Source organism: Marinomonas profundimaris, from assembly GCF_000508165.1.
In the GTDB taxonomy this organism is placed as follows: domain Bacteria; phylum Pseudomonadota; class Gammaproteobacteria; order Pseudomonadales; family Marinomonadaceae; genus Marinomonas; species Marinomonas profundimaris.
Genome location: NZ_AYOZ01000023.1, coordinates 213,746 through 226,091 on the forward strand (window position 1 = coordinate 213,746; position 12,346 = coordinate 226,091).

General features: G+C 47.9%; 13 protein-coding genes. 9 read left to right on the plus strand and 4 right to left on the minus strand.

Translation table 11 applies throughout. From position 1 onward, the window contains the following. Positions 1-146: 146 nt before the first annotated feature. Together D104_RS30140 and D104_RS30150 are read right to left on the minus strand one after the other, a co-directional pair. The gene (locus tag D104_RS30140; protein WP_024024375.1) at positions 147-1,016 is read right to left on the minus strand and encodes an NAD(P)-dependent oxidoreductase; all 870 of its coding nucleotides are present in this window, start codon (positions 1,014-1,016) and stop codon (positions 147-149) included. A 434-nt stretch (positions 1,017-1,450) separates the two neighbouring features. Next, on the minus strand, positions 1,451-2,077 hold the full coding sequence (locus tag D104_RS30150; protein ID WP_024024377.1) for an SGNH/GDSL hydrolase family protein: 627 nt from the start codon (positions 2,075-2,077) through the stop codon (positions 1,451-1,453). A 149-nt stretch (positions 2,078-2,226) separates the two neighbouring features. Here D104_RS30150 and D104_RS30155 point away from each other — a divergent pair, with 149 nt between their 5' ends. Beyond that, positions 2,227-3,657: a coniferyl aldehyde dehydrogenase gene (locus D104_RS30155; RefSeq protein WP_024024378.1), complete on the plus strand. Its 1,431-nt coding sequence runs from the start codon at positions 2,227-2,229 to the stop codon at positions 3,655-3,657. Positions 3,658-3,671: 14 nt separating this feature from the next. Here the strand turns inward: D104_RS30155 and D104_RS30160 are convergent, their stop codons facing one another. Further along, positions 3,672-4,421: a DeoR/GlpR family DNA-binding transcription regulator gene (locus D104_RS30160; RefSeq protein ID WP_024024379.1), complete on the minus strand. Its 750-nt coding sequence runs from the start codon at positions 4,419-4,421 to the stop codon at positions 3,672-3,674. Between the two features lie 143 nt (positions 4,422-4,564). Here D104_RS30160 and D104_RS30165 point away from each other — a divergent pair, with 143 nt between their 5' ends. From D104_RS30165 to D104_RS30195, 8 genes are all read left to right on the plus strand, one after another. Next, positions 4,565-5,542: an ABC transporter substrate-binding protein gene (locus D104_RS30165; protein ID WP_024024380.1), complete on the plus strand. Its 978-nt coding sequence runs from the start codon at positions 4,565-4,567 to the stop codon at positions 5,540-5,542. Positions 5,543-5,592: 50 nt separating this feature from the next. Continuing rightward, the gene (locus D104_RS30170) at positions 5,593-7,275 is read left to right on the plus strand and encodes an ABC transporter permease (protein WP_084546030.1); all 1,683 of its coding nucleotides are present in this window, start codon (positions 5,593-5,595) and stop codon (positions 7,273-7,275) included. Beyond that, entirely contained in the window at positions 7,263-8,321 is a 1,059-nt protein-coding gene (locus tag D104_RS30175; protein WP_024024382.1) for an ABC transporter ATP-binding protein, read from the plus strand. Before D104_RS30170 ends, D104_RS30175 begins: the two co-directional genes overlap by 13 nt. Then, complete coding sequence (locus D104_RS30180; protein ID WP_024024383.1) at positions 8,318-9,433, plus strand: MBL fold metallo-hydrolase; 1,116 nt, start codon at positions 8,318-8,320, stop codon at positions 9,431-9,433. The genes D104_RS30175 and D104_RS30180 overlap by 4 nt, the downstream gene beginning before the upstream one ends. Beyond that, the gene (locus D104_RS30185) at positions 9,417-9,971 is read left to right on the plus strand and encodes a histidine phosphatase family protein (protein ID WP_024024384.1); all 555 of its coding nucleotides are present in this window, start codon (positions 9,417-9,419) and stop codon (positions 9,969-9,971) included. Before D104_RS30180 ends, D104_RS30185 begins: the two co-directional genes overlap by 17 nt. Then, entirely contained in the window at positions 9,968-10,420 is a 453-nt protein-coding gene (locus D104_RS30190) for a phosphatase domain-containing protein (RefSeq protein ID WP_024024385.1), read from the plus strand. Before D104_RS30185 ends, D104_RS30190 begins: the two co-directional genes overlap by 4 nt. A 71-nt stretch (positions 10,421-10,491) precedes the next feature. After that, positions 10,492-10,689, plus strand: coding sequence for a hypothetical protein (locus D104_RS37335; RefSeq protein WP_152531154.1), 198 nt, complete (start codon positions 10,492-10,494; stop codon positions 10,687-10,689). A 75-nt stretch (positions 10,690-10,764) separates the two neighbouring features. Then, positions 10,765-11,934 carry an aldose 1-epimerase family protein gene (locus D104_RS30195; RefSeq protein ID WP_024024387.1) on the plus strand — a complete coding sequence of 390 codons (1,170 nt, stop codon included), beginning with the start codon at positions 10,765-10,767 and terminating at the stop codon, positions 11,932-11,934. Here D104_RS30195 and D104_RS30200 read toward each other — a convergent pair. Next, on the minus strand, positions 11,909-12,319 hold the full coding sequence (locus D104_RS30200) for a gamma-glutamylcyclotransferase family protein (protein WP_235075926.1): 411 nt from the start codon (positions 12,317-12,319) through the stop codon (positions 11,909-11,911). The two genes, D104_RS30195 and D104_RS30200, sit on opposite strands and share 26 nt — an antisense overlap. Positions 12,320-12,346: the final 27 nt, after the last annotated feature.

Consider the following 12,346-nt stretch of genomic DNA (forward strand, 5'->3'; position numbering starts at 1 on the left):
AACACGCTATTTTGGCAAAAAAATTGCCGATATAGCCCTTCAAAAGGGAGTGATAACGAGAAGAAAGAAGCGATAAAACAAGGACGTAATATAAAGAACGCGCTTTGGATGCGAACCGATACCAAAGCACGTTATGTTGAGGGGCGTTAGGATTTTTTATCGAAGGCTTTCACTAACACCGATGTGTCTTGGCGGCCTCGACCTTCGGCCATCAGATCTTGATAATCTTGATCCACGGCCTGAGTCAGCGGTAAATTGAGCCCCATTTTTTCGGCTTGAGCCAAACACAGCCCCAAATCTTTATGCATCCATTCGATCGCGAAGCCAAAATCAAACTCATTCTTCGCCATGGTTTCACCGCGATTCTCTAACTGCCAAGAACCCGCCGCGCCATGTTTTAATGTATCGACTAGCGTTGCGATGTCCAAACCGGCTTTTTGAGCAAAACGCATGCCTTCCGACAGACCAGACAACACGCCGCCAATAAGGATTTGATTGACCATTTTCGCGATCTGACCGTTGCCGACCGGCCCCATTAATGTACTGGCTTTGGCATAACAATCGAGCACCGACTGCGCTTTTTCTACATCGCTCTTTTCGCCACCAATCATTACCGTCAGTACACCGTTTACCGCGCCAGCTTGGCCACCCGAAACCGGTGCATCCATAAAGGCAAAACCACGCTCTTGGGCCGCATGATGCAGCTCTTTAGCGACTTCTGCAGACGCCGTTGTATGGTCGATAAATAAGGTGCCTGCTTTGGCGTTTTGAAAGGCCCCGTCAGCGCCTAAATACACAGCGCGTAAATCGTCGTCATTGCCCACGCAGGTTAACACTATGTCGCTGTTTTGAGCCGCCAATGCTGGCGTCTTGGCGAACGTGCCTACGTGCTCTTCGCACCACTTTTGGGCTTTTTCCGTAGAACGGTTATAGACCACAACCGTGTGTCCTGCTTTGCTAACATGACCTGCCATTGGGTAACCCATAGTGCCGAGTCCGATGAAGCTGACTTTCATAGCTATTTTCCTTCTGCTTTGATTCGTTATCGCTAAATCATACGGATTTGCGTGCCAATTACGAGGTACAAAAAAGCCGAAAACGAAGCATACAGAGCGGCTATTTTGCGTTTTTTTGCACGGTTTAGAGGCATTTTAAAAGGAATTCGAAAATGGGGATTCGCCCAAATTTCCTGTGGATAACTTTGTGTAAGAAAATTTGGACGAGAGATTATTTCGTAAAAAAGCGGTTGATTGTAAATAATCGTGCATATTTTGTACAAATTTTAACCTTTCCTTCGCGGCTGCAAGTTATTGACTATTTTGTCAAGAGTCTAAAGCAAGATTATTTTCAAAAAGTACATCATAAAAATCTAATATTTGCTGATAATACTATTTTGCGCTTTTGACGTCATTTTGCGAAATTTACAAAAAAATCATTATAAAACAATAGTTTAATTTTTAATCACATCTTTGATGAGTGAATAAACAGCGTGAGCCAGTTGTTCGTTTGCTTTGGTGTCTAAATGCACGCCATCGGCCTCACTGGGCTGTAAAATCCCCGCCGCATTGAGGAAAAGGCACTGGTTATGAACGGCGATATCTTGATAGTGCTGATGAAAATGTTGTGATTTTTCAACGGCTCCGTCAAAGCTTTCCGCCATAGCACCCGTTGGGGATAAAATATTTGGTGGCGCGATCACCACCAGCGTTGGGCTCGGAAAATCATGATAATCTGCTATTCTTGACTTCTCGATCAGCTTCTCGACGCCTTTTGCGGCTTCAAAGGCACCAACGTGGAAGTAACGCTTCAGGTCATTGGTGCCCAACATTAAGACTAAAACATCGACAGGGCCGAAGGTTTCTAAGCTCGCCTGAAGATACGCCAAGCCATTTCTGCCTTCTAAAAAAGGGTCATTCCAGAGAGTGGTTCGGCCCGGTAACCCGAAATTTATTACTTGATGCTGATTGCCCAATAAACCATTTAGAATCGTTGGCCAGCGAAGATGCTTAGGGTAGCGTCCACCATTTGGAATTCTGCCCCAAGTAAGGGAATCGCCATAACATAGAATCGTTGCCATGATGTACTCCTTGCATTCTTGATGAGTCACTTAGATAGTGTAGTTAATGACGCGCAGATATGATCGACAATTGTCGCCATAAAAAAGGAATGTCATAACCTGAATCAAGGTTTGAGCAAACAATAATAACGAGAGTCGACGAGGCCACAATGACAGCAACATCTCCTACGTTTTCTTCAAAAGATGAGATCCACATGGCGCACGCTCGCTTGAAGGATTTGACACAAAAGCAGCCCTTTCCAACCGTCGAAGAACGCCAACAGGCGTTGCAGCGTTTACATGATTCGTTACTGAAGAATGAAATCGCCTTATTAGACGCTTTGCAGGCAGACTTTGGACACCGCGCGCCAGAAGAATCCAGATTGCTCGAGCTGATACCTCTTTTGGGTGAAATCAAACACGCCAAACGACATGTTTCGAAATGGATGCGCGCTTCTCGTCGTCGTGTACACATTAGTACCTTGCCAGCGAGTGCGAAGGTCATGTATCAACCCAAAGGCGTCGTCGGTGTTATTTCTCCGTGGAACTATCCTGTCTTGCTTTGCTTAGGACCTTTGGTTGGCGCGTTGGCGGCGGGAAATCGCGTGATGCTGAAAGTGTCGGAATTTTGCCCAGAGACGAATAGCGTCTTGCGTACCATCGTCGATCAAGCGCTCGGTGAGGATTGGATCGAATTCGTCGAAGGCGAAGCCGAAATTGCCAATGCATTCAGCCAATTGCCGTTTGATCATTTGCTGTTTACTGGTTCAACGTCCGTTGGCCACATTATTATGCGGAATGCGGCCACGAATTTAACCCCTGTCACGTTAGAACTGGGCGGCAAATCACCCTTGCTCGTGGCGCCGTCGGCGGATCTAAACGACACGGCGAAAAAACTGGTGTTTGGCAAAACCTTAAATGCGGGACAAACCTGTGTCGCGCCGGATTATGTCTTGTGTCATCACGATCAAAAACAGGCGTTGATTGATCATATGAAGCAAGAACTTGCCGCGTATTACCCAGACGGTATCCAGAGCCCTGATTACACCAGCATGATTAACGATCGTCAGTTAGACCGCCTGAAGCGTTATTTAGACGAAGCACGCACCGCCGGCGTCGAATGTGACAATCTCATGCCGCAAGGGCCAATAGAAAACGACGGAAAACTGGCTTTTCATGTCCTTCATCAGCCAAACGACGAATTGGGGGTGATGCAGGACGAGATCTTCGGGCCTTTGTTGCCCATTCTGACGTATTCCGAATTGGATGACGCCTTGTCCTATATTCAGCAACGACCACGTCCCTTGGCGATGTACTTATTTACGCAACAAAACGAAGACCAAGCACGCTGTGAACAACAAATTACCAGTGGCAGCTTGGTCATCAACCACACGCTCATTCAAGTCGCGCAAGCAGATTTGCCTTTCGGTGGCATTGGCACATCGGGAATGGGCGCGTATCACGCTGAAGAAGGCTTCCGAACCTTTTCCCATAGTAAGTCCGTCTTGCGTAAACGAGGGCCAAATATCCTGTCACTGTTTCGGCCACCGTATCGAAGAGGCATACACAAACTCATTGCCAAATATTGGCCATTTTTATGAAGTAAATAACATGGTCAATACAATACCTCGACGCCTTGGTAGGTAAGCGTGCTTAATAGCGCGGGAGCGGGTTGTTGGTCTGTAATGACGCAATCATAGTCGCTCATTTTTCCCCATAAACAACGAGACTCAGTGTCGAATTTTGTGCTGTCGATCACCAAAATACGATAATGACAATGTTCTACCAAGGCTTCTCTAGCCATGACTTCTTCGTCGGTGAAATCAAATAAATGCCCTTGTTTATTGGTCGCCGCGACGGAAAAAATACCAATGTCGGCGCGATAACGTTGGAAAAAACGCATGGCATCACCGCCAATCACATCTTGATCGCGCATTCGCACTCGACCGCCCGAAATTGTCAGTTCGCAATCTGGGTGTTCACATAAGTTGCGCGCGGCATGCAAGTTGGTCGTCATTACTTGTAGACCTTGAAACGACGTAAGCCGACTCGCCACTTCCGCGACACTTGAACCACTGCCGAGAAAGATCGATTGATAATCCGCAATCTTACTCACACACAGGTCGGCAATGTGCTTTTTGCCTGCAGCATGACGAATCCGACGTTGGTCAAAGCTGATATTTTCACGATGAGGAAACGGAATCACTTCGCCGTGGCTGCGCAGTATGAGTCCTTTTTCGGCCAACAATCGAATGTCCGAGCGAATGGTTTGCACGGAAACCGAAAACTGGTCTGCGACGGCTTGTAATGTCTGTCTTCCTTGTAAATTCACCCATTGGACAATGTCATGATGTCGCTTGTTCATAGGATTTAGTCCTTTTTAGTGTGCTTTTTCACGCGGCTTTTCGAAACGAAAGAAGGTCGCTATTAAACGAAAACTTTTTGTCACTATAGTGTCAAATTGTGTCGGTATTGTTGCAGCTCACTTATCAAAAAGAGAGTTTCCCAATGACCGTTAAGAAGACTTTATTGATATGCGCAGCGGCACTTGCTTTTCCTCTTTCTGCGCAAGCTCAAGAGACGTTGACCCTGTATACCAGTCAGCCAAACAAAGACGCGCAAATGACAGTGGACGCTTTTGAAGCGGAAAATCCAGACATCAAAGTAGAATGGGTTCGTGACGGCACCACGAAGTTGATGACCAAATTACGCGCTGAATTGTCTTCCGGCGTGGTGAAACCTGATGTGCTGTTAATCGCCGACAGCGTGACTATGGAATCCATGGTGTCGGACGGTTATTTAGAATCCTACCTAAGCCCTAACCGCACACAATACGAAGACAGCTTGTACAGCGAAAAGGGTTATTACTACGGCACGAAATTGATCACGACGGGCATTGTTCGTCATCAAAAAGCACCACAACATCCAACTGATTGGTCGGATCTGGCGAAGCCTGAATATAAAAACCAAGTGGCAATGCCAAGCCCTTTGTATTCTGGTGCTGCATTGATTCACCTTGCGACGTTAACGGATGATAAAACGCTAGGCTGGAATTACTACGAGCAATTGCACGCGAACCAAGTGAAAGCCCAAGGCGGCAACGGTGGTGTATTGAAAGCCGTTGCGTCAGGCACAAAACCGTATGGCGTGATTGTGGATTTCTTAGCCATTCGTGAAGCCGCGAAAGGCTCGCCGATCGAGTTTATTTTCCCTAAAACGGGCGTAAGCATGGTGACGGAACCGGTTGCCATTATGAAAGGCGCTAAAAACAAAGCGGCCGCGAAACGTTTTGTGGATTTTCTGTTGTCCAAAGACGGTCAGCAGATGGTATTAGAGCAAGGGTATTTACCTGCTCGTGGTGATATCGGCGTCCCAGCGGGTTTTCCTAAGCGTGACGCGATTCGTTTGATGCCATTTGATGCGGCGAAGACGCTAGAAAACAATGAAGTGAATAAAGCTCGCTTTAGCAAGATCTTTGAAGGTTAAGCAAGATGACGCCTTCTTTGTTAAAAGCACGTGTTATGGATGGATTGAGGATGGACAGCCAGCTTCGCTGGTTGTCCATTGGGCTCTTCATTTTGATTGCGACCTTGAGCCTTGTGCCGAGTTTGCGGTTGCTGGTGGAAGCGCTAAGTCATGTTACCTTTTCGGCGTCATCGCCTTTGGCGGAAGTATTACGCAGTGAGCGTACTTGGATTGCCTTAAAAAACAGCTTTTATACGTCTGGTTTAGGCACCTTGATTGCCGTGATTCTAGGCTGCGGATTTGGCTTTATTGTTACTTTGACGAACATTCGTGGTCGTGCCATTTGGGTGTTCTGCTTTATGTTGCCGATGATGATTCCACCTCAAGTCACAGCATTGAGCTGGCTACAATTGTTTGGTCCGGCGAGTCCTATTTTAAACACCTTGGGCATGGCGCCTGCGTTGGGTAGCCCACAGCCGATGTATTCTGCAGAAGGCATTGCCTTGTTGTTGGGTATCCAAAGTGCGCCCTTGGTGTATCTCGCGCTTCGAACGCAATTGATTGCATTACCACAAGATTTATTGGAAGCCGCACAGCTGTCGAAAGCATCTCAGTGTCGAGTTTGGTTCGACATCATTGTGCCGTTATGTCGCAGTGCGATTATCGCGGGGGCGGCATTGGCGTTTGTGTCGTCGCTGGGTAATTTCGGTATTCCTGCGATGCTGGGTATCCCCGCCGGTTACATTGTTTTGCCTACCTTGATTTATCAGCAAATGGCGGGATTCGGTAACGATATGCTGAGCCAAGTGGCTGGGCTGTCGATGATCATCGCTTTGTTGGTGTTGGCGGGTATGTTGTTACAGCAATGGCTGCAGCAGCGTAGTCGTTATGCCTTATTGGGGCACACGGCGCAGTCGATTTCATTTCGATTACAGCACTGGCGTTTGCCATTAGAAGTGCTGTTGGCCTTAGTGCTTTGCTTTATTTTGGTGGCGCCTTTATTTGCGTTGGTGGTGAGTTCGCTCGTGCCGGCTTTGGGGATGTCGCTGACGTCCGACACCATTACCTTGTCTGCGTTTTACGAGATGATCAGTCGCCAAGGCGTGACGTCACGAGCGTTTGAGAACAGTGTTTTTTTGGCCTTTTCCTGTGCTTTGGTTCTCATGTTGGTGTCCTTGCCTTTGGGCTATTTGTTGATGCGTTTGCCAATGCGCACCAGAGCCGTGATTGCCAGCTTGATCGAAGTGCCTTACGCCATCCCAGGGATTGTGTTGGCGATTGCCTTTATTCTGCTGTTTGCCAAACCCTTGCCCTTTATCCAAGTGAGCCTGTACGGCACCTTGGGCATTATCTTTTTGGCGTACCTTTCGTGTTTTTTGAGCGTGTGCTTGAAGCCAGTATTAAGCGCCATGTCCCAGTTAGATCCTGCGTTAGAAGAAGCCGCGCAACTGGCGGGGGCAAGGCCGCTGAAACGCTTAGTCGATATTATTCTGCCGCTCACCGCTCCCGCTTTTTTTGCGGGTGGGTTATTGGTGTTTCTCATCTCGATTAATGAGCTGACGGTGTCGGCTTTGTTGTGGAGTGCAGGCAATGAAACCCTCGGCGTATTGATTTTTAACCTCGATGAAAGTGGCGATAGTGTACTGGCTTCTGCCATTGCCGTGCTGGTGGTGTTGCTGGTTGCAGGGTTGATGAGCCTATTGAGCTTGTTTGCTTCCCGTCTGCCGAAAGGAGTGATTCCATGGCACGATTAATATTAGACAATCTACATAAATCTTTTCATGGCGATCCCGTTGTTAAAGGCTTGAGTTTGACCATTGAGCCGGGCGAATTTGTCGCATTGCTTGGCCCGAGTGGCTGTGGTAAATCGACTATTTTAAGAATGTTAGCGGGATTTGAAGCGGTTTCTGACGGACAAATCCTTCACGGAAGCGAGTGTCTTTCTAGTTCGAGACAGCATGTTCCGACGGAAGACAGAAACTTCGGCATGGTTTTTCAATCTTACGCGCTATGGCCGCACATGAGCGTCAAAGACAATGTCGGTTATCCGCTTAAGGTGCAGAAGATCCCTGCCGGCGAGCGCAATCGACGCATCCAAGAAGCGTTAGAGATCGTGCAGCTTGAAGACTATGCCGATCGATTACCAGCACAGCTCAGCGGTGGACAACGTCAGCGCGTGGCATTGGCGCGAAGTTTGGTGACCGAACCGGACGTGGTGTTGTTTGACGAGCCGTTGGCGAACTTAGATCGTCATTTACGTGCCACTATGGAAGAAACCTTCCGCGCGTTTCATAAACGTACGGGAGCTACCATCGTTTATGTGACTCATGATCAATCCGAAGCCATGTCGCTGGCGGATCACATCGCGGTATTAAACAAAGGCCAGCTTGTGCAATGGGGAACGCCACAGGAATTGTACGCCACGCCGAAGAACACTTGGCTGGCGAACTTTATTGGTCGAGGTTCCGTATTGAACGTGGAAGCGATTGCGCCACAGCAATACATTAATAGCGCCGATTTACATCGTTTGATTGATGGCTATTTGCCACAAACAGTCTCCAGCAATGTGTTGGTTCGACCACAAGATATTGCGTTTGTCGATGTGAGTGCCGATGTTGCGAGTTCAAAACCGCTTGCGGTGACCGTGCGCCACTGTATTTTCCGTGGAGAGCGTTACGACATCGAGTTAATACTCAACAATGGCCAGACGTTATTGGCTTACAGCGATGTGCCGATGACACTCGATAGCGTGCATCATGTGCGTCTTGGGCAAGCTTGGTCGCTTGAGAGTGAATCATGAAGGTTTGCGTAGATATTCTCAGTGGTGCTGGTCGAAAAACCGCTGCGGCGGTTTTGGTCACTTATCAAGCATCGCCTCATGCTCGAACACTGCGATTTTTACTTGATGCTGGAGGCGCGTTAGAAGCAGACGAAGCCAAAGGTTGGACGCAACCCGATGACTTAGATGCCATATTTATTTCCCACGATCATCAAGATCACATGGGCGGATTAGATGATGTAGACAGCAAGGTGCCAGTGTATGCGACCTTGTTGGTGCAGAAACAGCTACCGAGTCACCTGAATCTACAGACCTTGCCGGTGTGCGGCACGACCTTGGTTGAAGGCATTGACGTCACCACTGGCTCCGCTGGGCATTCGTTTGGCGGTGTTTGGTTGCATCTCAATATTGGGAAGGGTGTATTTTACAGCGGTGATTTCAGTCTGGAATCTACCCTGTATCCTTTCACCATGCCGCCGAAAGCCAGCATCGCCTTACTCGATGCGTCCTATGGTTTATATGATAATTCGTTAGAGCAATGCAAAAGTGCCTTGGTGAACTTTCTGGGCGATGAACGAGCGTTGTTGATGCCAGTACCACAAAGTGGTCGCGCCTTAGAAATTGCTTGTTGGCTGACGTCATTTGATTTCGACGATTGGACATTAGGCGAAGATTGTTTGTCGCCAGAGTCGGCTTTGGCGGCACCAATAGAGGGTATTTGTACGGAGGTTCGACCTATTTTAGAACGTATTAAGAGCCAGCCGTTTAATCCAACCGCTAAAGTGGTGTTATGCGGTGACCCCGATGGCATGAGCGGCGAAGCGGCGGCGTTACTGCAACACCCCGAACGTTATTTGCCGGTTTATACCGGACACCTTCCTGAACACGCACGACAAGCCGTCAGCGAAGACAAGGCGCATTTTGTCCGTTGGAATGTGCATCCGCGCAAGCGAGATCTAAAACGTCTTGTCGATCATCTAGAGTGCGACGTGTGTTCGCCGCTTTTTCACCATATGAAAGATCTAAATGAATGGAAAACCGCCCTTGGTCCTAGTGTGACTTCGCAGGAAAATATTACACAGACTTATCTTTCACAGGCCAAAATTGAGCAACATTATGACGTTAACCCATAAACCCTTTGTGTTCGCACGCCACGCTCAGAGCACCTTTAATGCGGACTATCTTATTGGTGGTTTTACCGACAGTCCATTGAGTGAAAAAGGCATTCAACAAGCCCAACAAGCGGCGCCGATTCTGAGTGTTATTGAGTGGAGCGCGGTGATTACCAGCACACTACAACGCACACAACAAACCGCGCTTCATGCAGTGCCAGAGCAAACTATAGTGCCTTACGAACAGCTTAAAGAGCGCAACTGGGGTGATTTAGAAGGTTGTCCTATTGAGCAGCAACTAGCCTATGAAATCACGCCGCCCAATGGCGAATCTTGGCATGACTTTGAAGCCCGTGTTCTCAGCACGCTAAACATCATTTTAAGTGAACATGATTGGCCGTTAATCATTGCGCATTCGGGCGTGTACCGCGTGTTGAATAATGTGATTAATGGCACACCGTATTGTCCAAGAATTGGCAATGTGACTCCGATTTCTTTCATTCCCAGCCAAGATGAAAACGGCTGGATTATTGCCCCATTTAAAGGAAAATTTGTATGACCCCAAACGCCGTTATCGTTGATTTAGATGGCACTCTTGCTGAATTTGATCACACCCAAGTCGCCCATTGGGTATTGGGCGCTGAAAAGCATTGGGATCCGTTTTTTGAACACATGAAACATGCGCCAGTGATTGAAGATATATTGCGGCTGGTGAATATTCTCAAGCAACAAGGTCAACACATTTTGATTTGCAGTGGTCGTCCTGAGTCCCACAAACAGCACTCGCTTGAATGGATTCAAAAACACCAAATTCCGTGTGATGGCATGTATTTACGCCCCGAAGGCGCCGACGCCGTGCCTGATGAAGAAGTGAAAAAAGCTTTGTTGGAGAAAATTCATAGTGATGGCTTCTCCCCTTGGTTGGTATTGGACGACCGTGACGCCGTTGTGCAAGGCTGGCGCAATTTGGGGCTGACGTGCTTGCAGTGCGCGCCGGGGGATTTTTAGCCTCCGCGTGCGGTAGCATCGTTGAAGTGCTAATCTTTGCTTAATTCAAATTGGAAGGCTTTCTGGTCACCATGAAAATACTGATTCCTCTCGTGCTTGTCATGACGTTGGTCGGCTGCACTACAAAAGACATCTACAGCAATTTGCAGTACAACCATGCTCGATCCTGTGATCGATTAAAGTCGACTCAATCCGATGATTGTAGGAGCCAATACAACGACTCGTTCGAGGACTATACGCAGAAGCGAGAAGGCACATTGGATAAATAGAGCAATGTATTCTAGTGTTTAGCTCTTTATTCATGCTCGCGCTAGCATGATGGATTTGTCTTTGGAGTCCTGCCCATGTTTCAACTTGTTCTGCTTAGTAATCAACAGCATATCGATGTCGCTCATTTATCTTTGTCCGCAGAATTAATGGGGTTACCGAAAGACATTCCAATTAGCGTTCAACAAACTTGTCTGATGGGCGGCAAACAAACAGGTTCGCGTTTAATCACCTTAACCGTTGGTGATTCTGTTGTGCGTGTTGTTCCGACGCGCGGCATGGCGGTTCTTGATGTGGTTCGGAAAGACTCAAATGGGAAAGGCGTGCGATTTGGTTGGGATTCTCCAGTGAAAGAAGTGGTTCATCCGAGCTTTATTCATCAAGAAGCGTCTGGTGGCATTGGTTGGTTAGATGGTTTTAACGAGATGATCGTACGTTGTGGTTATCAATGGGCTGGGCATCCAGGCCAAGACGGCGATGAGTTTTTGACCTTGCATGGACGTATCCAAAACACGCCCGCTGACGAGGTGATTTTAGACGTCGAGCAAGAGCCGCCTTATCGTGTGACGTTACGTGGTCGAGTCGATGAAAAGCGTTTCAAGTTCACCAACTTCGAATTGCAAACCGCCTTGTCTCTGACGCCAGATGAACCTTACCTTATCATTGAAGACACGCTGACCAACAAAGGCAGTTATCCGCGGGAATACCAAGCGATTTACCACAATAATTTTGCGCAACCGATTCTTGAAAAGGGCGCACAGTTGCATGTTCCTGTGGCGGAATTATCGCCTTTTAATGATTATGCAGCGGGTGGATTGAGCGATTGGAATCACATGCCAGCGCCCACCAAAGATTTCGACGAAAGGGTGTTTAACATTCGTCCGCTGAGCGACGAAAACGGCTTTTCTCATGCCTTGTTACACAATGCCAATGCAAGCTGTGGCATAGAAGTGAGCTATCAAACCGACACCTTACCCGTGCTGACGATTTGGAAAAATACAGACACTGAAGAGCAAGGTTATGTTGTCGGTATCGAACCGGGCACCAGCTTTGCCTACAACCGATCTTATCAGCGCGATTTAGGCTTGGTGCCGACGATTGACGCGGGTGAATCAAAACACTTTGTGGTGCGATTTGGCTTGTTAACAGATGCAGATCAGGTGGCGGACAGCAAAGCAGGTATAGATAAGTTGCAAAACACGCAAGCGGCGAAGGTGTTGTCTACACCGGTTGTACGCCTTGATTAGGCGGAGGCGTACGGGAAAAACGTTCCCAATCACCTGCTTCCATGTAAGGTGCGTGGTCTAAGGGTTTATTGTAGACGTAAATCCAGCCTCGGCCATAGGGCGAGAAAACACGTTTTCTAATGTGTCGAGAGTCGTCGGTTGCATTTGGGTCGTAGCCTTCGAGGCGATCCAATTCATCTAAAATATCATTGGACACATCGTACCATTCCACTCGAATTCGACCGCTGTCGTCATGGGTCGAAATAACGCCCGGAGACTCACCCAAATTGTGCATGCGAAACCCCGTCAGCCAGCCATGTCCGATGCGTTTGGATTCCGAAATTAATGTGTGATTATTTAACCCTTCGCGAAGCGTTCCATATACAGCAACAATGTTTGTTGGCATGTTGAATTCCATCTTATAGCTATCAAA

Coding starts and splice junctions, on each gene's coding strand:
- D104_RS30140 (WP_024024375.1), bottom strand. CDS start 1,016: ATGAAAGTCAGCTTCATCGGACTCGGCACTATGGGTTACCCAATGGCA.
- D104_RS30150 (WP_024024377.1), bottom strand. CDS start 2,077: ATGGCAACGATTCTATGTTATGGCGATTCCCTTACTTGGGGCAGAATT.
- D104_RS30155 (WP_024024378.1), top strand. CDS start 2,227: ATGACAGCAACATCTCCTACGTTTTCTTCAAAAGATGAGATCCACATG.
- D104_RS30160 (WP_024024379.1), bottom strand. CDS start 4,421: ATGAACAAGCGACATCATGACATTGTCCAATGGGTGAATTTACAAGGA.
- D104_RS30165 (WP_024024380.1), top strand. CDS start 4,565: ATGACCGTTAAGAAGACTTTATTGATATGCGCAGCGGCACTTGCTTTT.
- D104_RS30170 (WP_084546030.1), top strand. CDS start 5,593: ATGGACAGCCAGCTTCGCTGGTTGTCCATTGGGCTCTTCATTTTGATT.
- D104_RS30175 (WP_024024382.1), top strand. CDS start 7,263: ATGGCACGATTAATATTAGACAATCTACATAAATCTTTTCATGGCGAT.
- D104_RS30180 (WP_024024383.1), top strand. CDS start 8,318: ATGAAGGTTTGCGTAGATATTCTCAGTGGTGCTGGTCGAAAAACCGCT.
- D104_RS30185 (WP_024024384.1), top strand. CDS start 9,417: ATGACGTTAACCCATAAACCCTTTGTGTTCGCACGCCACGCTCAGAGC.
- D104_RS30190 (WP_024024385.1), top strand. CDS start 9,968: ATGACCCCAAACGCCGTTATCGTTGATTTAGATGGCACTCTTGCTGAA.
- D104_RS37335 (WP_152531154.1), top strand. CDS start 10,492: ATGAAAATACTGATTCCTCTCGTGCTTGTCATGACGTTGGTCGGCTGC.
- D104_RS30195 (WP_024024387.1), top strand. CDS start 10,765: ATGTTTCAACTTGTTCTGCTTAGTAATCAACAGCATATCGATGTCGCT.
- D104_RS30200 (WP_235075926.1), bottom strand. CDS start 12,319: ATGCCAACAAACATTGTTGCTGTATATGGAACGCTTCGCGAAGGGTTA.